We start from the raw sequence: 17,653 nt of genomic DNA, 5'->3' as shown, positions 1-17,653 counted from the left end.
CCCGGAAAGAGCAGCAATGTTCCGGAGTCTAGGGATGTCTGTAGGAATCTGTGTTGATTTGTATCAAGCGCTAAACGGCCTGAGGGCGCTGCGTCTGGCTCAGGCGATGCGCGGTCGTCACGGCTGGTTAGTGGCCATAAGCCATGTGCTGCGCCACCTGGCGCTTCAGTGGCCCATCAGCCAGTGTTGATGAGGCCCGGGCAGTGTCCACAGGCCGAATAGCACCACGAGCATGCCACCGGCCACCCGCACGCTGCGTCGTCTCAACACCCTGTTTACCCGCCCAGCCGCCAACCCGGTGATCAGCAGCACGGGCCAGGTCCCCAGCCCGAATGCCGCCATCAGGGCTGCGCTGTGCAAGGCGTTCCCCTGGCTCGCAGCCCACAACAAGGTGCTGTACACCAACCCGCACGGCAGCCACCCCCACAAGGCACCCAGCAGCAATGCACGAGGCAGGCTAGAGATCGGAAGCAGGCGCGACGCCACCGGCTGGATGTGCCGCCACAGCCCGCGACCCATGGCCTCGATGCGGGTCAGTCCGCCCCACCAACCGGCCAGGTACAGGCCCATGGCGATCAGCAGCAAGGCGGCCATGGTGCGCAAAACCAGCACTGCAGGGCTGTTGGCCACCGCCCAGCCCGCCACACCGAGCATCAGGCCCGCGACGGTATAGCTGAGCAAACGCCCGACGTTGTAAGCCACCAGCAGCCGCAGGCGACGGCCGCGCTGGGCTGGGGGAATGGCCAGGGTCAGGGCGCCCATCAGGCCGCCGCACATGCCTAGGCAGTGACCCCCTCCGAGCAGGCCGAGAACCAGCGCCGAGCCCAGCAAGGGCAGCAGGTCAGCCACGCGTCGGGGGCTCGGGATGGGAGTCAGGCGTTTGTTCAGGCGTGACAGCGGCCTGGTGACGGGGATCCTGATCGTCGAAGAGGATGCTGTGAGCGGGGCTTTCGAGGTCGTCGTACTGACCGCTGTCCACCGCCCAGAAGAAGATGTAGACGGCCACGCCGACCAGCAGCAGCGCTGCAGGGATCATCACATAGAGGGCGGGCATGGCAGGTTCCTCGCAGGGGTAGGTGCTGACGCGGCCAGGGCAGGCGCAGCAGCAGGCATACGGGTCAGGCGCAGGGCATTGAGCACCACCACCAGTGAACTGACCGACATGCCGACCGCTGCCCACACCGGGGTGATCCAGCCAAGGGCCGCGAACGGCAGCATGAGGCCATTGTACAGGCTGGCCCACAGCAGGTTCTCGATGATGATGCGCCGAGTGCGCCGCGCCAGCGAGACCGTCTGCACCAGCGCCTGGAGCCGGTTGGAAAGCAGCACCGCGTCGGCGCAGGTCTTGGCCAGGTCAGTGGCACTGCCCATGGCGATGCTGATGTCTGCCGCTGCCAGCACCGGCACGTCATTGACCCCGTCCCCCAGCATCAGCACCTTGTGCCCGGCCTGTTGCAGGGCCTTGAGCCGCGCCAGCTTGTCATCGGGCCTGAGGCCGCCGGCGGCCTCGTCGATGCCCAGTTGCGCGGCCACCTCGCCGACCATCGGCGAGCTGTCTCCGGACAACAGCACCGTACGCCAGCCAAAGGCCTTGCAGGCGGCGAGCAGGGCAGGGGCGTCTTCGCGCAGGCGATCGTCCAGCCCGAACCAGGCCAGCGGGCCGCGGCGGTCGCCCAGCAGCAGCCACTGCCCCCGTGGCTCGGGTATCGCCGGCGGCGGTGTGCCGCTCAAAGCGCAGACGAAGCTCGCCTGGCCTATGCGCAGGCGTTGGCCTTCAACCTCGCCCTCAAGGCCCAGACCGGGCACGGCCAGCACACCATCGGCCGGCGTGGCCACTTGGCCGAAGGCCCGTGCGATGGGATGCTCGGAGCGGTGTTCCAGGGCTGCGGCCCAGGCCAGGCAGGTGTCGGCCGTCGCACGGCCCAGCGGCCTGATGCTGCGCAAGGTCAGGCGCCCTTCGGTCAATGTGCCGGTCTTGTCGAAAATCACCGTGTCGATCTGGTTCAAGCCCTCCAGCACATGACCGCGTGTGACCAGCAGGCCCAGCTTGTGCAACGTGCCTGTCGCCGCCGTCAGCGCGGTCGGGGTGGCTAGCGATAGCGCGCAGGGGCAGGTCGCGACCAGCATGGCCAGCACGATCCAGAACGCCCGCTGCGGCTCCACCTGCCACCACCACACGCCAATCGCGACGGCCGCCAGCAGTGAACACAACAGGAACACCTGGGAGGCGCGGTCGGCGATCTGGGCCAGGCGCGGCTTTTCGGTCTGGGCGCGTTCCAGCAAGCGCACGATGGCGGACAACCGCGAATCCTGGCCCAGGGCTTGCACCTGCACATGCAGGGCACTTTCCACGTTCAGCGTGCCACCTGTGACCCGATCACCCACCTGGCGAGGTTGGGGCAGGTATTCGCCGGTCAGCAGCGATTCATCGACACTCGAGCGCCCTTGCACGATGCGCCCGTCAGCCGGGATCACCGACCCAGGCAACACCTGCACGCTGTCCCCGCAGCGCAGTTCACTGAGCAGGATGCGCTCGCTGCGGCCCTGGGCGTCGACACGCAGGCAGGATGCCGGCAACAGGTTGACCAGCTGCGCCGTCGCGGCGGCCGTGCGTTCGCGGGCGCGCCGTTCCAGGTAGCGTCCGGTCAGGAGAAACAGGGCGAACATGCCGACCGTGTCGAAATACAGCTCGCCGCTGCCGGTCACCGCCGTCCAGATCCCGGCACCGAACGCCAGGGCAATAGCCAGCGAGACGGACAGGTCCATGGTCAGGTGGCGGGTGCGCAGATCACGCGCCGCGCCCTTGAAAAAGGGCGCGCAGCTGTAGAAAACGATGGGAATGGTGAGGAACAAGGCCACCCAGCGCAGGATGGTGTGCAGCTCGGCGGACAGGTCCATGTTGAATTCCGGCCACGTGGCCATGGTTGCCATCATCGCCTGGAACCACAGCAATCCGGCCACCCCCAGCCTGCGCAACGCACTGCGGTTTTCCCGGCTCAACTGCTCGGCCGCCTGGTCCGGCTGATAGGGGTGGGCGACGTAGCCAATCCGGCGCAGCGCCGCCAGCACCTGCGACAGCGGCAATTGCCGATCGTCCCAGCTCAGCAGCAGCCGATGATTGGACAGGTTCAGGCGCGCTTCGGCCACCCCCGGCAGGTTGCGCAGGTGCTTGTCGATCAGCCAGCCGCAGGCCGCGCAACTGACGCCCTCGACCAACAACGTGGCTTCGGCCAGCTCGCCCTCGTGCCGCACGAATCGCTGCTGCACATCGCTGCGGTCGTATAGCGCCAACTCGTCTTGCAGCTGTCGGGGCAGGGCTTGCGGGTTGGCGCTGTTGTCGCTGCGGTGCTGGTAGTAGTGCTCAAGGCCCCCGGCCACGATCGACTCGGCCACCGCCTGGCAGCCGGGGCAGCAGAAGGCCCGGGGCTGCCCCAGGACCACGGCGGTGAACGCGCGACCGGCGGGGACGGGCAGTGCGCAGTGGTAGCAGGGGGTGGGTTGGGTCATCGCATCATTGCCTTGCACAGGTCGACCGCGAGCACGATCACAGGTGTTGAGCGCCTTGCAGCGCCTCGTCACCCAGCTCCAGGGTCACGCCATGCTCAACCTTCTCTTCTTCGAACAGGCGCCACACCTGATCGCCTTCGCTGCCCAGCAGCTCGACGAAGCGGCGGCCATCGACCTTGTCTTCCAGCTGGCCGACATAGCGCCCCTGTTCGACACGGCTGAGCAGCACCCGGCGGTCCATAGCCGGTTGGGTGGGGGAGATAAGGTTCAGCTCAAGCTTCTGCGGGTCGCTGCTGCCGGTCAGGCGCACGTCTACTTCACCGGTCAGGTCGTCCAGGTGAACGCTGGCCTTGAGCGCCAGTTGCTGGGCCAGCAGCTCCCTGTCCAGGGAGCGGTTGATGCCCTTGCCGGCCTCGTAGTAGTTGTCGTTCACCAGGTTGTCCGGGTTGCGCACGGCGATGCTGACCATGGTCAGGCTCAGGCACACCGAGGTGGTCAGGATGCCGATGATGATCCAGGGCCAGAGGTGCTTGTACCAGGGGCTGGCGGCGGTGGCAGGCATGGTGTTCATCCTTCTTAGCGAATCTGCGGGCCGATGAAACGGCTCTTGGCTTCAACCTGGGCGTCGCTGTCATCGGCGCTCTTGAGGATGAAGGTGATTTCGTTGGTGGTCGAGGGCAGTTTTTCCGGGGCCACCGACAGTTGCACGGGCAGGCTGACGATGTCGCCAGCGGCCACGCGGATTTCCCGTAAGCCATCAAGCATCAAGTCGGGCAGGCCGGTGGCATCGAGCACGTAGACGTGGTCGCGCTGGTCCTTGTTCATGACCTTGAGGCTATACACGTTTTCGATGCGCCCCTGCGCATTCTCCCGGTACAGGACGCGGTCCTTGCTCACGTCCAGGCCTACCAGCGAACGGGTGGCAAAGGCGCTGGCCAGGGCGATGATCATGACCAGCAGCACCACGGCATAGCCGATCAGGCGAGGGCGCAGCAGGTGGGTCTTCTGTCCGGACAGGTTGTGCTCGGTGGTATAGCTGATCAGCCCTTTGGGGTAGTGCATCTTGTCCATGATGCTGTCGCAGGCGTCGATGCACGCGGCGCAGCCGATGCACTCGATCTGCAGGCCATCGCGGATGTCGATGCCCGTGGGGCATACCTGCACGCACAGGGTGCAGTCGACGCAATCGCCCAGGCCCTTGGCCTTGTAGTCCACGTCTTTTTTGCGCGGCCCGCGGGTCTCGCCACGGCGCGGGTCGTAGGACACGATCAGCGTGTCCTTGTCGAACATCACGCTCTGGAAGCGCGCGTAGGGGCACATGTACACGCACACCTGCTCACGTAGCCAGCCGGCGTTGCCATAGGTGGCCAGGGTGAAGAAACCTACCCAGAAGTAGGCCCAGCCGTCTGCCTGGCCCGTGAAGAACTCGACCACCAGTTCGCGGATGGGGGTGAAATAGCCGACGAAGGTCATGCCGGTGACGAAGCCGATCAGCAGCCACAAGCTGTGCTTGGCGAACTTGCGGGCGAACTTGTTGGCGCTCATGGGCGCTTTGTCCAGCTTCATTCGCTGGTTGCGATCACCTTCGGTGACCTTCTCGCACCACATGTAGATCCACGTCCACACGCTCTGCGGGCAGGTATAGCCGCACCAAACCCGACCTGCAAACACGGTGATGAAGAACAGGCCGAATGCCGCCACGATCAGAATGCCCGACAGCAGGATGAAGTCCTGGGGCCAGATGGTTGCGCCGAAAATGTAGAACTTGCGTTCCGGCAGGTTCCACCACACCGCCTGATGCCCGCCCCAGTTCAGCCAGACGGTACCGAAATACAGCAAGAACAAGACCGCACCGCCCACCATGCGCAGGCGTCTGAACAGGCCGGTGAAGGCACGGGTGTAGATTTTTTCGCGCGAGGCGTAGAGGTCAACGGAATCCTTTCCTGTGTTGGCAGGCGGGGTTACATCATGTACCGGAATATGCTTGCTCATCATCATGTCCCACGGCAGTGGAGAAATGCCGCGGCCAGTACATGCCGGCCGCAGTCTCGCGCAATCTGCTAGCGCTGCGCGGCCATGATACGCCCCTGGCAGACGTTCAGACCGAGGTGCGACCTTTGGCCGCATTGGGTTGATCTTGTGAAACGTGATATGGGAAGTGTCAATTGATCCAGGTCAGGCGGTGACGCATTTGTTGCCTGCCTGTTTGAACAACCGGGTTGCGCAGCGGGTCAGCGCAACCGCATTACGCACCCGCTTGCTTGGCTCCCAGCGGCCCACCCAAAACGTCCTTACTCGGCTTTCTCGCCTGCCTCTGGCATGTGCGAGAGGCTGTACACGTAAGCGGCCAGCAGATGCACCCGGTCGTTGCCCTGCAACTGCGCCTGAGCCGGCATCTGCCCCTGGCGGCCGTAGCGGATGGTCTGCTGCAACTGGGCAAAGCTCGACCCATAGATGAACGCCTGCGGGTGCGTCAGGTTCGGTGCGCCCATGGCCGGGGTGCCCTTGCCCTCCGGCCCGTGGCAGGCCACGCAGCTGCTGGCAAAGATCGCCTTGCCCTTGGCTGGGTCGGCATTGATGCCCTCCGGCAAACGGCGACCGTCCAGGTTGGTGAGCACGAAGGCGGCCACATCGGCCACGCCCTGTTCGCCCAGCACCTCGGCCCACGCCGGCATGACCCCGTGGCGCCCGTTCATGATCGAGGCCTTGATGGTTTCCGGCTCGCCGCCCCAGCGCCAGTCATTGTCGGTCAGATTGGGAAAACCATAGGCACCCTTGGCATCGGAGCCGTGGCAGACCGAGCAGTTGGAGGCGAACAGGCGACCGCCCATCTTCAGGGCCTGCGGGTCCTTGGCCACCTCTTCGATGGGCATGGCTGCGAACTTGGCGAAGATCGGCCCGAACCGGGCGTCGGCCTTGGCCATTTCCTTCTCCCATTCGTGCACACCGCTCCAGCCGGCCTGACCGTCCGAGAACTCGGCCTGCTTGTCGTTATCCAGGTACGCATAGCCGGGCAGGATGCCTTTCCAGTTGCCCAGGCCCGGGTACAAGGCCAGATAGCCCAGGGCGAAGAAGAGAGTGCCGACGAACAGCCAGAACCACCACTTGGGCAGCGGGTTGTCGTACTCCTCGATGCCGTCGAACGCGTGGCCGACGGTCTCGCTGGTGGTTTCCTCGCGCTGGCCCTTGCGGGTGGACAGCAGCAGCCAGGTCAGGGCGAAGATGGTGCCCAGGGTCAAAACGGTGACGTACACACTCCAGAACGTTGTCATGGTTTCTTGCTCCTGGATGCCTTTTCTTGTGCGTGCTCGACGTGTTGGCGGGCCTGGGGGTCATCGGCAAAGGGGAGTTGGGTCGCTTCGTCGAAGTCTTTCTTGCGCCGCGGGCTGAACACCCACAGGGCCAGGCCGATGAAGGCCACCAGCACCACCACGGTGCCCAGGCCGCGAATCATTCCAATATCCATCGCCGTCACCGTTTGCTCTTGATGAGGGTGCCAAGGCCTTGCAGGTACGCCACCAGGGCGTCCATTTCGGTCTTGCCCTTGACCGCGTCCCGGGCGCCGGCGATGTCGGCATCGGTGTAGGGCACCCCGAGCGTGCGCAGCACCTGGAGCTTGCGCGCCGTGTCCTTGCCATCGAGGGTGTTTTCCACCAGCCACGGGTAGGCCGGCATCTTCGACTCCGGCACCACGTTGCGCGGGTTGTACAGGTGGGCGCGGTGCCAGTCATCGGAGTAGCGCCCACCGACCCGGGCCAAGTCCGGGCCGGTGCGCTTCGAGCCCCACAGGAACGGGTGGTCCCAGACGCTTTCGCCGGCGACCGAGTAATGGCCGTAGCGCTCGGTTTCTGCCCGGAACGGGCGGATCATCTGCGAATGACAACCCACGCACCCTTCGCGGATGTAGATGTCCCGGCCTTCGAGCTCCAGTGCGGTGCGCGGCTTCATGCCTTCGACCGGCTGGTTGGTCACGTCCTGGAAGAACAAGGGGACGATCTGGGTGAGCCCGCCAATGCTGACGGCGATCACCATGAAGAAGGCCAGCAGGCCGATGTTCTTCTCTACGGCTTCGTGCTTCATCAGTGCGCTCCCACGACAGCGATCTTGGCGGCTTCTTCAGCCTGAATCGGGTTGGCCGCGCGCACGGTGCGCCACACGTTGTAGGCCATCAGCAGCATGCCGCTGGCGAAGAACGCGCCGCCCAGCGCGCGAACGATGTAGCCCGGATGGCTGGCCTGCAGGGCTTCGACGAACGAGTAGGTGAGGGTGCCGTCGTCGTTGATGGCGCGCCACATCAGCCCCTGGGTAATGCCATTGACCCACATCGAGGCGATGTACAACACGGTGCCGATGGTCGCCAGCCAGAAGTGAGCATTGATCAGGCCGATGCTGTGCATCTGCTCACGCCCGTACAGGCGCGGGATCATGTGGTACACGGCGCCGATGGAGATCATCGCGACCCAGCCCAAGGCCCCGGCATGCACATGGCCGATGGTCCAGTCGGTGTAGTGCGACAGCGAGTTCACGGTCTTGATGGCCATCATCGGGCCTTCGAAGGTGGACATGCCGTAGAAGGCCAGTGACACCACCAGAAAGCGCAGGATCGGGTCGGTGCGCAGTTTGTGCCAGGCTCCGGAGAGGGTCATCATGCCGTTGATCATGCCGCCCCAGCTTGGGGCCAGCAGGATGATCGACATCACCATGCCCAGCGACTGCGCCCAGTCCGGCAGGGCGGTGTAGTGCAAGTGGTGCGGGCCTGCCCAGATGTACAGGGTGATCAGCGCCCAGAAATGCACGATGGACAGGCGGTACGAATAGATCGGCCGCTCGGCCTGCTTGGGTACGAAGTAGTACATCATGCCCAGGAAGCCCGTGGTCAGGAAGAAGCCGACGGCATTGTGGCCGTACCACCACTGGATCATGGCATCGGTCGCGCCCGAATAGGCCGAATACGACTTGAACAGGCTGACCGGCAACGAGATGTGGTTGACGATGTGCAGCATCGCGGTGACCACGATGAACGCCCCATAGAACCAGTTGCCGACATAGATGTGCTTGGTCTTGCGCTTGACGATGGTGCCGAAGAACACCGCGCCGTAGGCCACCCAGACAATGGTCAGCAGGATCGCCAGCGGCCATTCCAGTTCGGCGTATTCCTTGGTGGTGGTGTAGCCCATGGGCAGCGTGACCAAGGCCCCGGCGATCACGGCCTGCCAACCCCAGAAGGTGAAGGCCGCCAGGCGATCGGAGATCAGCCTGGCCTGGCAGGTGCGCTGCACCACGTAGTAGCTGGTGCCGAACAATGCACAACCGCCGAAGGCGAAGATCACCAGGTTGGTGTGCAGCGGGCGCAGGCGGCCGAAGCTGGTCCAGGGCAGGTCCAGGTTGAGCTGCGGCCACACGAGCTGCGAGGCGATGAAGACGCCCAGGCCCATGCCGATGATCCCCCACACCACCGTCATGATGGCGAACTGGCGGACGACCTTGTAGTTATAAGCAGTCGAACTGATTGCAGTGCTCATTCTAAGGTTCCACGGTTTTATGTTCTTGTTGGTCGAAATCGGCATCAGTATCGGAAACCCCCTGGGTTACCGCAACGCAACTTTGGTACGCCGACCCGTGTCCAGCCCTGTTCGACAATGGCACGCAGTGAACGGGGGATGCGATGGATTGTACACAAATAAATATTTGTAATGTGTACCGTTTCTCGGTTTTTTCTGATCGAACGGTCAGGCTTTTTTCGGGCGACCGGAAAGTTGGCGACAGGGCACCGGGAGGGTGTGTCTGAGTGAAGTGGGGTGTCGCAAACCGGCTGAGGTGCTGGAGGCGCACAAATGAAAAGCGCCGCTAAAGCGGCGCTGTAGGGCGGGCAGGAAGACGAAGAGTGCGTTACTTGACCGTTACGCCTTGGGCTGCATCGCCCTGCGAGAGGCTGTAGACGTAGGCCGCCAGCAGGTGCACCTTGTCATTGCCCTGGATCTCGGCTTGCGCAGGCATCTGGCCCTGGCGACCATAACGAATGGTCTGTTGCAGCTGGGCGAAGCTCGATCCATAGATGAAGGCCTGCGGGTGGGTCAGGTCCGGCGCACCCATGGCAGGGGTGCCCTTGCCCTCAGGTCCGTGGCAGGCCACGCAGTTGCTCGCGAACAGCTCCTTGCCCTTGACCGGGTCGGCCTTGACGCCTTCGGGCAGCTTGCGCCCATCGAGGTTGGTCAGCACGAACGCTGCCACATCCGACACGCCCTGTTCACCGATCACCTCGGCCCAGGCCGGCATCACGCCGTGACGGCCGTTCATGATCGACGCCTTGATCGTTTCAGGCTCACCGCCCCAGCGCCAGTCGTTGTCGGTCAGGTTGGGAAAGCCATAGGCGCCCTTGGCATCGGACCCGTGGCAAACCGAGCAGTTGGAGGCGAACAGGCGGCTGCCCATCTTCAGTGCCTGCGGATCCTTGGCCACTTCTTCCACCGGCATGGCGGCGTACTTGGCGAAGATCGGGCCGAACTTGGCGTCAGCCTTGTCCATCTCCTTCTGCCATTCGTTGACACCGGTCCAGCCATCCTCGTAGCCCGGCAGGATGCCTTTCCAGTTGCCAAGGCCCGGATACAGCACAAGGTAGCCTGCGCTGAAGACCAGGGTGCCGACGAACAGCCAGAACCACCACTTGGGCAGCGGGTTGTCGTATTCCTCGATGCCATCGAAGCTGTGCCCCATGGTCTGGTCGGTCGTGCTGTTGCTCTGGCCCTTGCGGGTGCCGAGCAACAGCCAGGTCAGGCCGATCAGGCTGCCGATGGTCAGTACGCTGATGTAGGTACTCCAGAAGGCGGTCATTGTGCTTTGCTCCTCGCAGCTGCACGGGTTTCAGGTGCCTGCTCGACAGAAGGCAGGCGGTCGTCGACGAAGGGCAGCAGGCGCGCTTCGGCGAAGTCCCGGTCGCGGCGCCGGTTGAATACCCACAGGCTCAAGCCGATGAAGGCGATCAACACCACCAGGGTGCCCAGGCCGCGGATCATGCCGATGTCCATTTCCATCGCATTCACCTCTTGTTCTTGATCGAGGTGCCCAGCACCTGCAGGTAGGCAACCAGGGCGTCCATCTCGGTCTTGTTCTTGACCGCCTCGCGCGCGCCGGCAATGTCTTCGTCGGTGTAGGGCACGCCCAGGGTGCGCAGCACGCGCATCTTGGTGTCGGTGTGGCTGTTGTCGACCTGGTCGGCCACCAGCCACGGATACGACGGCATCTTCGACTCTGGTACCACGTTGCGCGGGTTGTACAGGTGCGCCCGGTGCCAGTCGTCCGAGTAGCGCCCGCCGACCCGCGCCAGGTCTGGCCCGGTGCGCTTGGAGCCCCACAGGAACGGGTGGTCCCACACGCTTTCACCGGCAACCGAATAATGACCGTAGCGCTCGGTCTCGGCGCGGAACGGGCGGATCATCTGCGAGTGGCAGCCCACGCAGCCTTCGCGAATGTAGATGTCACGGCCTTCGAGTTGCAGCGCGGTGTAAGGCTTCATGCCCTCGACCGGCGTATTGGCTACGTCCTGGAAGAACAACGGGACGATCTGGGTAAGGCCGCCGATGCTGACGGCGAAGACCATCAGCAAGGCCAGCAGGCCGACGTTTTTCTCGATGACTTCATGTTTCATCAGGCAGGTCTCCTCAAGCCAGCTGGGCGTTCGCAGGGACGGTATCCAGCGCTGGCGAACGCACCGTGCGCCAGGTGTTCCAGGCCATCAGGAACATGCCGCTGAGGAAGATCGCGCCACCGACGAAGCGCACGACGAAGCCTGGGTGGCTGGCCACCAGGGTTTCGACGAACGAGTAGGTGAGCGTGCCGTCGCTGTTGACAGCGCGCCACATCAGGCCCTGGGCGATGCCGTTGACCCACATCGAAGCGATGTAGAGCACGGTGCCGATGGTGGCCAGCCAGAAGTGCGCGTTGATCAGCCCGATGCTGTACATGCGCTCTTTGCCGAAGACCTTGGGGATGGTGTGGTACAGGGCGCCGATGGAAATCATCGCTACCCAGCCCAGGGCGCCGGCATGCACGTGGCCGATGGTCCAGTCGGTATAGTGGGACAAGGCGTTGACAGTCTTGATGGCCATCATCGGGCCTTCGAAGGTGGACATCCCGTAGAACGCCAGGGAGACCACCAGGAAGCGCAGGATGGGGTCGCTGCGCAGTTTGTGCCAGGCGCCGGACAGGGTCATCATGCCGTTGATCATGCCGCCCCAGCTTGGGGCCAGCAGCACCAGCGACATCACCATGCCCAGCGATTGGGCCCAGTCGGGCAGGGCGGTGTAGTGCAGGTGGTGAGGGCCTGCCCAGATGTACAGGGTGATCAGCGCCCAGAAGTGCACGATCGACAGGCGATAGGAGTACACCGGGCGTTCGGCTTGTTTGGGCACGTAGTAGTACATCATGCCCAGGAAGCCTGCGGTCAGGAAGAAGCCCACGGCGTTGTGGCCGTACCACCACTGCACCATGGCATCGGTGGCCCCGGCGTAGACCGAGTAGGACTTGGTCAGGCTGACAGGCAGCTCCAGGTTGTTGACGATGTGCAGCATCGCCACGGTCAGGATGAAACCGCCGAAGAACCAGTTGCCCACATAGATGTGCTTGGTGTTGCGTTTCATCAGGGTGCCGAAGAACACCACGGCATACGCCACCCACACGATGGTGATCAGGATGTCGATCGGCCATTCCAGTTCGGCGTATTCCTTGGAGCTGGTGTAACCCAGCGGCAGGCTGATGGCAGCCAGCAGAATCACCAGTTGCCAGCCCCAGAAGGTGAACGCGGCCAGGCGTGGCGCGAACAGGGTGGTCTGGCAGGTGCGTTGCACCGAATAATAGGAGGTGGCGAAAAGCGCACAGCCGCCAAACGCGAAAATCACCGCATTGGTATGCAGTGGGCGCAGGCGGCCGAAGCTGGTCCAGGGGAGATCGAGGTTCAGGAAAGGCCAGGCAAGCTGGGCGGCGATGAAGACGCCGAGCCCCATCCCGACGATTCCCCACACCACCGTCATGATGGCGAATTGGCGGACCACCTTGTAGTTATAGGCGGTACTGCTGGTTGTGTTCATGTATGGGTTCCCATCCACGGTTATTGGCAGGCTATAGAGCGAGGCAAGCATGAGTAATGGGCAAAATGCCTGCATTGACGGGGATCAATGGGCCAAGGTCGGAAATGTCCCAGGCTTGCACTGCACACCTGAACACGGGGTGTACGGTGAGCCGTATCGGACCTGCCTGATCCTTGCCCATGGCGCCGGGGCGCCGATGGACAGCGGGTTCATGGAGCAAATGGCGCAAAGGCTTGCAGCCTGTGGCGTAGCCGTGGTGCGCTTCGAGTTCCCGTACATGGCCCAGCGTCGGCACGGCGGCAGCAAAAGGCCACCCAATCCGCAGCCTGCCTTGCTGCAATGCTGGCGCGAGGTGTATCAACAGGTGCGACCCTTGGTCGCGGGCAAGTTGGCGATCGGCGGCAAGTCGATGGGTGGGCGCATGGCCAGCTTAGTGGCCGACGAGCTGGGAGCCGATGCACTGGTGTGCCTGGGCTATCCGTTCTATGCAGCAGGCAAGCCGGAAAAGCCACGGGTCGAACACCTGGCCGGGTTGCAGACCCCGACCTTGGTCGTACAGGGTGAGCGCGATGCCTTGGGCAATCGGGAGGCGGTCGAGCGGTACACCTTGTCACCTGCGATCGAGGTGCAGTGGCTGGCGACGGGCGATCATGACCTAAAGCCCCTGAGGGCTTCCGGGTTCAGTCATGAACAGCACCTGCAGGCAGCGGCCGACAAGGTGGCGCGCTTTCTGAATGGGCAATGACGATGCGCGGTGAGCGGGCCCGCGCTCATCAAGGGTGGCGGCCGAGTGGAGGTACTCGGCCTGCGGCAGGCTTAGTCGCGGTACTCGCAGAGGTAGGCCGTTTCGACCTTGACTTGCAGTTGGAACTTGCTGTCGGCCGGCACGTTGAACTGGGTGCCAGCAGCGAAGGTTTCCCAGGCGTCGCTGCCTGGCAGCTTCACGATCAGCGCGCCCGAGACCACGTGCATGATTTCACGCTTGGCCGTGCCGAACTCGTATTCACCAGGGGCCATCACACCGACGGTGGCCGGGCCTTCTTCGCCAGTGAAAGCGATCGACTTGACGGTGCCGTTGAAGTACTCGTTGACCTTGAACATGGGCGACTCCAGTAACAGAAGAGGGCAAAAAGGCTGGCCAGTATGCCCAAGGCCACTGGCGCCGTCATCCGCTTTGAAAGGCGCTGCCCGTCAACCGCTTGGCAGGCTCAACGGCAGCAGGCGCGCGGTGTTGCGCGCGTCTTCCAAGGCCCGGTGCTGCTGGCCGCAAAAGTGCATGCCGGCCATGTGCAGGGCACTGTTGAGCCCGGTGGGACGCTGCAGGTGACGGGCCTTGGCAAAACGCTGCTTGAGGTTGATGTGCGGCAGTGCCCGCAGCGTGCTGTCCAGGCCATGTTGCCGCCATTCCTGGAGCAATTGCACACGGTCGTAGTCGCCCCAGCTGACCCAGGCCTGCAACTGCGCCTGATGGTGCGCCAGCCACCGTTCGAAACTGGGCCACACCTCGGTAAAGGGGGCTGCCGAGTCCACGTTCGCCTGGCTGATATGGGTCAGCTCGCGGCAGAACGGCGTCAGCTGAGGCCGCCTGCGTGGCCGCACGAAACGCTGAAAATGGTCGACCTCGCGGCCTTCGCCAGTCACCAGGCTCGCGCCGATTTCAATCACTTCCATGTCCGCGATCGGCCATCCGCCGTCGTCTGTCGTCGCTTCCAGGTCGATCACCAACCAACGGCCCATGTCAGGCTCCCTTCCAAATCTTGCTTGAGCGTAGCCAAAGTCCTGCCACCCGACACCCCTGGCATTTTGCCGCCTGCTTTGGCATAAAGAGCGCGACCCGGCGGTTGTGCCCGCTCGGGAAAGCGCCTAGCGTAAGCGGATTCCGTTCTTGCATGTGATGAGTGTTCGTTTTGACCCTAGCGCCCGGCCTCAAGGTCCTGTCCGCACTGTTTATTTCTGCCGCCTGCTGGCTGGCGCCGTCGGCACGGGCCGTGGAGCGGGTGGAGGTCAGGGTTGGGGCTGCTCATTTCCCGCCGTACACCGTGCGTCCCGAGCAAGGTGCGGGCACTGGCCTGCTGGCGCAGTTGATCGACGCGCTGAACCTGTCGCAACCCCGTTATCGCTTTGTGCTGGTGCCCACCTCGGTGCAACGACGCTTTGGCGACCTGCTGCAAGGCCGCACCGACATGGCGGTGTTCGAGAACCCGCAATGGGGTTGGGCGCAGGTGCCGCACGAGGCGGTGGACATGGGCCTTGAAGATGCCGAAGTGTTCGTGGGGCGTACCAGCAGCCTGGCCGACCCGCACTATGTGGATGACCTGCAGGGCAAGCGCCTGGCCATGTTCAACGGCTACCACTATGCCTTTGCAGGGTTCAATCCCGACCCCAGCTACCTGCGCAAAGCCTTCAACGCTACCTTGACCTACTCCCACGACAGCAACCTGCTGATGGTGCAGGCCGGTCGCGCCGACATCGCGCTGGTGACGCGCTCGTACCTCACCGACTTTCTGGCCCGTAACCCTTCCAGTCAGGGCCGGCTGGCGGCATCGGGGCGTATCGATCAGGTCTACCACCACTATGCCGTGCTGCGCGCAGGCGGGCCGTTGTCAGCCACTGCTTTCACCGGGTTGCTGCAGGCGCTGCGCGAGAGGGGCGAGCTGGCGCGCATTTTCGAACCCTATGGCATCACGGTCACTGCCGGGCGCCCGTAGCCCCGTCAACGGCAGCGGCTAAATCCGGGGGAGCTGGCATCGTCTTGCAGAGTGAGCCTTTCTTTCACGTCACCGAGTATCACCCATGCCCTCAGATGCCGCCTTGCACACCCCCTACACGCCACGCTGGCGCAGCCTGAGCGCCGAGCAGCGCGACGGTTTGCTGTGCCTGTCGCTCGAAGCTCGACCCTTGATCACCTTGCGTGTGCACATCCACGGCACTCCAGTGGTGCAGGTGGAATACGTCTGCTCGCAGCGGCCCTACCAGGCGCTGTGGGCGGCGTGCTACTGGCTGTTGTCCCAGGACGCCACCTGCCAGACGTTGACCTGGCAGCTGCATGAAGTGCCCACCCAGGCGTTGGCCTCTGGCTTGTTGGTGAGCGGCGAGCAATCGGGGCAGTACTTGTGCGAGCGGGCATTGTTCTGGCAGTTGCCTCAGCCGTGGCTGGGTGATGCGCAGACCGCGGTGTACCCGCAACAGATGCGCATCACCGCTGGTAAACGACACCCGCTGCGAGCGCCCAAGCCACGAGGCGAAGTGTACCGGCGCTTCGATGCGCGGCTGGGCAGCTGGGTATCGCTGCGCACCCTGGACATCGAGCACGACCTTGAGCGCTTCAACCGCTGGCAGAACGAGCCGCGGGTAGAGGCGTTCTGGCAGGAAGGGGGTAGCCTGGCGCAGCACCGCGAGTACCTGGCCAAGCTCGAAGCGGACCCCCATACCCTCACGCTGATCGGCTGCTTCGATGATCAGCCGTTTGCCTACTTCGAGGCCTATTGGGCCAAGGAAGACCGCATCGCCCCGTTCTACCAGGCCGACGATTATGACCGAGGCATCCACATGCTGGTGGGCGAACAACAGCACCGCGGCCCCCATAAGGTCGCCAGTTGGCTCTGCGCGCTGGTGCACTACCTGTTCCTGGACGACCCGCGCACCCAGCGCGTTGTCGCCGAGCCGCGTGCCGACAATGCGCGGATGATCGGCTACATGCAGGACCAGTGCTTTCACTGCGACAAGGAATTTGACTTCCCGCACAAGCGGGCTGCGCTGATGATTCTGGGGCGGGAGCGGTTTTTTGATCGTTGTGCTTTGATTTGAGTGTGGTACTGAAGGCGGTCAAACGACTACCTGGCCTCGCACTTGAAACCAGTGATTTTACGGATGCGCCCCGGCAAGGCCGCTCCCTGGCATTTAGCTATAATGCTCACATCTCTGGGGCTGCTGCGCAGCCCATCGCGGCACTAGGCCGCTCCTACCGTGATCGTGGTATGGCCGAAGTAGCGCGATTGCGGGAGCAACTGCCTTTGACTGCATCTGAGGGCCAGCGAACCCCCGTGTGGGAGCGGCCTAGCCGGAGCGCCGGACCGGCCGCGATGGGCCGCGCAGCGGCCCCGGCAATATCAGCCGCGGAGCTGAAATCCTGGGGCTGCTGCGCAGCTCATCGCGGCCGGTCCGGCGCCCCAGCAGTACCGCACCGAGTCATCCAATCACCTTTGCGCCGTTCCTAGCGCGTCATCTTCCGGCAATGCACCATCGCATCGCGAATCATGAAGTTGACCAGGGTAGGGGAGACGCCCAGCTCCTTGGCGATGTCTTTCTGCGGCACACCATGCAGGCGGTACATTTCGAATGCATAACGCGTGCGTGGCGGCAGGTCGTTCAGCGCGCGGGCGATGTCGTCCAGGGCCGCAAGGTTGATGTGGGTGGCTTCGGGCGAGGCGTTCTGCAGGACGACGTTCAGCCCTTCTTCCTCGCTGCCGGCGTATTTCAACTCCATCGCCTGCTTGCGGTAATGGTCGATGGCCAGATTGCGCACGATCTGGAACAGATAGCTCAGCTGCGCCTTGAACGAACTGGTGATCTGCGGAGCGCTGCCGAGCCTGAAGAAGGCATCCTGCACCACATCTTCGGCCCGCGAGCGGCAGCCGGTGATGCGAGCGGCAATCTTTAGCAAGATGCTACGGTTTTCTACGAAAGCTTGGAGCAGTGGTGAATCGCACTTACTTGTGGACAGTTGTTCCGCCATGGAAATCACCTGGATGCAAAGGGTAAAGAGCGCGTTGGGGTGTAGGACGCGTCCTAGGACGAGCGACAAGCTATTCAGAATGATAATGATTGTCAAATACGAAACGAAATTAGTATCTGTATCTTTCAGTTCTAAGTCTCGCCTCGACCCGCTTGCGTACCCGCAGGATGGCGGCACGGCTGTAGCTGCGCCTGGCTGACTCGCCATGGCCGTCTTTCTCCACCTGACCCGCGCTTCGTTAATTTCTGCCCCCCGCCATCCGTTCCCCTCTGTACATCCCCGGCCGCTGATGCTGTCCGCCCCTGCAGGTGGCCACACCGGCCCGCCC

Annotated in this window: 19 protein-coding genes; 3 read left to right on the top strand and 16 right to left on the bottom strand. The window is 63.6% G+C overall.

Annotated elements, in window-relative coordinates; translation table 11 throughout:
* Positions 1-165: 165 nt before the first annotated feature.
* The 13 genes from CWR53_RS14930 to ccoN (CWR53_RS14865) form a co-directional block, all read right to left on the bottom strand.
* A complete protein-coding gene (locus tag CWR53_RS14930; protein ID WP_100851957.1) occupies positions 166-849 on the bottom strand; it encodes a sulfite exporter TauE/SafE family protein in 684 nt (227 codons plus the stop codon).
* Positions 842-1,054: a cbb3-type cytochrome oxidase assembly protein CcoS gene (gene ccoS, locus CWR53_RS14925; RefSeq protein ID WP_100851956.1), complete on the bottom strand. Its 213-nt coding sequence runs from the start codon at positions 1,052-1,054 to the stop codon at positions 842-844. Before ccoS ends, CWR53_RS14930 begins: the two co-directional genes overlap by 8 nt.
* The gene (locus tag CWR53_RS14920) at positions 1,036-3,507 is read right to left on the bottom strand and encodes a heavy metal translocating P-type ATPase (protein ID WP_100851955.1); all 2,472 of its coding nucleotides are present in this window, start codon (positions 3,505-3,507) and stop codon (positions 1,036-1,038) included. The genes ccoS and CWR53_RS14920 overlap by 19 nt, the downstream gene beginning before the upstream one ends.
* Positions 3,508-3,544: 37 nt before the next feature.
* On the bottom strand, positions 3,545-4,069 hold the full coding sequence (locus CWR53_RS14915; protein WP_058604812.1) for a FixH family protein: 525 nt from the start codon (positions 4,067-4,069) through the stop codon (positions 3,545-3,547).
* Between the two features lie 14 nt (positions 4,070-4,083).
* A complete protein-coding gene (ccoG, locus tag CWR53_RS14910) occupies positions 4,084-5,499 on the bottom strand; it encodes a cytochrome c oxidase accessory protein CcoG (RefSeq protein ID WP_100852662.1) in 1,416 nt (471 codons plus the stop codon).
* A gap of 299 nt (positions 5,500-5,798) precedes the next feature.
* Complete coding sequence (gene ccoP / locus CWR53_RS14905) at positions 5,799-6,779, bottom strand: cytochrome-c oxidase, cbb3-type subunit III (RefSeq protein ID WP_100851954.1); 981 nt, start codon at positions 6,777-6,779, stop codon at positions 5,799-5,801.
* The gene (locus CWR53_RS14900; RefSeq protein ID WP_058604841.1) at positions 6,776-6,973 is read right to left on the bottom strand and encodes a CcoQ/FixQ family Cbb3-type cytochrome c oxidase assembly chaperone; all 198 of its coding nucleotides are present in this window, start codon (positions 6,971-6,973) and stop codon (positions 6,776-6,778) included. Before CWR53_RS14900 ends, ccoP (CWR53_RS14905) begins: the two co-directional genes overlap by 4 nt.
* Before the next feature lie 5 nt (positions 6,974-6,978).
* Positions 6,979-7,587, bottom strand: a complete 609-nt coding sequence (gene ccoO / locus CWR53_RS14895) for a cytochrome-c oxidase, cbb3-type subunit II (RefSeq protein WP_023535925.1) — start codon at positions 7,585-7,587, stop codon at positions 6,979-6,981.
* Positions 7,587-9,029 (bottom strand): cytochrome-c oxidase, cbb3-type subunit I, encoded by a 1,443-nt coding sequence (gene ccoN / locus CWR53_RS14890; RefSeq protein WP_058604815.1) that lies wholly within the window; start codon positions 9,027-9,029, stop codon positions 7,587-7,589. The genes ccoO (CWR53_RS14895) and ccoN (CWR53_RS14890) overlap by 1 nt, the downstream gene beginning before the upstream one ends.
* A gap of 367 nt (positions 9,030-9,396) precedes the next feature.
* On the bottom strand, positions 9,397-10,338 hold the full coding sequence (gene ccoP / locus CWR53_RS14880) for a cytochrome-c oxidase, cbb3-type subunit III (protein WP_058638570.1): 942 nt from the start codon (positions 10,336-10,338) through the stop codon (positions 9,397-9,399).
* Positions 10,335-10,538 carry a cbb3-type cytochrome c oxidase subunit 3 gene (locus CWR53_RS14875; protein WP_058638571.1) on the bottom strand — a complete coding sequence of 68 codons (204 nt, stop codon included), beginning with the start codon at positions 10,536-10,538 and terminating at the stop codon, positions 10,335-10,337. The genes ccoP (CWR53_RS14880) and CWR53_RS14875 overlap by 4 nt, the downstream gene beginning before the upstream one ends.
* A gap of 5 nt (positions 10,539-10,543) precedes the next feature.
* Positions 10,544-11,152, bottom strand: coding sequence for a cytochrome-c oxidase, cbb3-type subunit II (gene ccoO, locus CWR53_RS14870; RefSeq protein ID WP_058604818.1), 609 nt, complete (start codon positions 11,150-11,152; stop codon positions 10,544-10,546).
* Positions 11,153-11,165: 13 nt separating this feature from the next.
* The gene (ccoN, locus tag CWR53_RS14865; protein WP_058604819.1) at positions 11,166-12,590 is read right to left on the bottom strand and encodes a cytochrome-c oxidase, cbb3-type subunit I; all 1,425 of its coding nucleotides are present in this window, start codon (positions 12,588-12,590) and stop codon (positions 11,166-11,168) included.
* 49 nt (positions 12,591-12,639) lie between these two features.
* Here ccoN (CWR53_RS14865) and CWR53_RS14860 point away from each other — a divergent pair, with 49 nt between their 5' ends.
* Positions 12,640-13,335, top strand: a complete 696-nt coding sequence (locus CWR53_RS14860) for an alpha/beta family hydrolase (RefSeq protein ID WP_100851953.1) — start codon at positions 12,640-12,642, stop codon at positions 13,333-13,335.
* 71 nt (positions 13,336-13,406) lie between these two features.
* Here the strand turns inward: CWR53_RS14860 and CWR53_RS14855 are convergent, their stop codons facing one another.
* Complete coding sequence (locus CWR53_RS14855) at positions 13,407-13,691, bottom strand: pyrimidine/purine nucleoside phosphorylase (protein ID WP_058604821.1); 285 nt, start codon at positions 13,689-13,691, stop codon at positions 13,407-13,409.
* A 90-nt stretch (positions 13,692-13,781) separates the two neighbouring features.
* Entirely contained in the window at positions 13,782-14,327 is a 546-nt protein-coding gene (locus CWR53_RS14850; protein WP_100851952.1) for an exonuclease domain-containing protein, read from the bottom strand.
* A gap of 170 nt (positions 14,328-14,497) precedes the next feature.
* On the opposite strand from CWR53_RS14850, the gene CWR53_RS14845 reads away from it, so the two are divergent.
* Both CWR53_RS14845 and CWR53_RS14840 read left to right on the top strand, forming a co-directional pair.
* Positions 14,498-15,298, top strand: a complete 801-nt coding sequence (locus tag CWR53_RS14845) for an ABC transporter substrate-binding protein (protein WP_100851951.1) — start codon at positions 14,498-14,500, stop codon at positions 15,296-15,298.
* An 85-nt stretch (positions 15,299-15,383) separates the two neighbouring features.
* Positions 15,384-16,397 (top strand): GNAT family N-acetyltransferase, encoded by a 1,014-nt coding sequence (locus tag CWR53_RS14840; RefSeq protein ID WP_100851950.1) that lies wholly within the window; start codon positions 15,384-15,386, stop codon positions 16,395-16,397.
* Positions 16,398-16,803: 406 nt separating this feature from the next.
* On the opposite strand, the gene CWR53_RS14835 is transcribed toward CWR53_RS14840, so the two are convergent.
* A complete protein-coding gene (locus tag CWR53_RS14835; RefSeq protein ID WP_058604825.1) occupies positions 16,804-17,325 on the bottom strand; it encodes an RNA polymerase factor sigma-70 in 522 nt (173 codons plus the stop codon).
* Positions 17,326-17,653: the final 328 nt, after the last annotated feature.

Source organism: Pseudomonas sp. SGAir0191 (genome assembly GCF_002812565.2).
GTDB classification, from domain to species: Bacteria; Pseudomonadota; Gammaproteobacteria; order Pseudomonadales; family Pseudomonadaceae; genus Aquipseudomonas; species Aquipseudomonas parafulva_B.
Note: the sequence above shows the minus strand (reverse complement) of the source record. Positions and strands in the feature narration are given on the sequence as shown.

Excerpts from the sequence above, each read along its gene's own strand:
- ccoP (WP_058638570.1), bottom strand. The coding sequence starts at position 10,338 with ATGACCGCCTTCTGGAGTACCTACATCAGCGTACTGACCATCGGCAGC.
- ccoN (WP_058604819.1), bottom strand. The coding sequence starts at position 12,590 with ATGAACACAACCAGCAGTACCGCCTATAACTACAAGGTGGTCCGCCAA.
- CWR53_RS14875 (WP_058638571.1), bottom strand. The coding sequence starts at position 10,538 with ATGGAAATGGACATCGGCATGATCCGCGGCCTGGGCACCCTGGTGGTG.
- CWR53_RS14855 (WP_058604821.1), bottom strand. The coding sequence starts at position 13,691 with ATGTTCAAGGTCAACGAGTACTTCAACGGCACCGTCAAGTCGATCGCT.
- ccoN (WP_058604815.1), bottom strand. The coding sequence starts at position 9,029 with ATGAGCACTGCAATCAGTTCGACTGCTTATAACTACAAGGTCGTCCGC.
- ccoS (WP_100851956.1), bottom strand. The coding sequence starts at position 1,054 with ATGCCCGCCCTCTATGTGATGATCCCTGCAGCGCTGCTGCTGGTCGGC.
- ccoO (WP_023535925.1), bottom strand. The coding sequence starts at position 7,587 with ATGAAGCACGAAGCCGTAGAGAAGAACATCGGCCTGCTGGCCTTCTTC.
- CWR53_RS14920 (WP_100851955.1), bottom strand. The coding sequence starts at position 3,507 with ATGACCCAACCCACCCCCTGCTACCACTGCGCACTGCCCGTCCCCGCC.
- CWR53_RS14835 (WP_058604825.1), bottom strand. The coding sequence starts at position 17,325 with ATGGCGGAACAACTGTCCACAAGTAAGTGCGATTCACCACTGCTCCAA.
- CWR53_RS14915 (WP_058604812.1), bottom strand. The coding sequence starts at position 4,069 with ATGCCTGCCACCGCCGCCAGCCCCTGGTACAAGCACCTCTGGCCCTGG.
- ccoG (WP_100852662.1), bottom strand. The coding sequence starts at position 5,499 with ATGAGCAAGCATATTCCGGTACATGATGTAACCCCGCCTGCCAACACA.
- CWR53_RS14860 (WP_100851953.1), top strand. The coding sequence starts at position 12,640 with ATGAGTAATGGGCAAAATGCCTGCATTGACGGGGATCAATGGGCCAAG.
- CWR53_RS14840 (WP_100851950.1), top strand. The coding sequence starts at position 15,384 with ATGCCCTCAGATGCCGCCTTGCACACCCCCTACACGCCACGCTGGCGC.
- ccoP (WP_100851954.1), bottom strand. The coding sequence starts at position 6,779 with ATGACAACGTTCTGGAGTGTGTACGTCACCGTTTTGACCCTGGGCACC.
- CWR53_RS14900 (WP_058604841.1), bottom strand. The coding sequence starts at position 6,973 with ATGGATATTGGAATGATTCGCGGCCTGGGCACCGTGGTGGTGCTGGTG.
- CWR53_RS14850 (WP_100851952.1), bottom strand. The coding sequence starts at position 14,327 with ATGGGCCGTTGGTTGGTGATCGACCTGGAAGCGACGACAGACGACGGC.
- ccoO (WP_058604818.1), bottom strand. The coding sequence starts at position 11,152 with ATGAAACATGAAGTCATCGAGAAAAACGTCGGCCTGCTGGCCTTGCTG.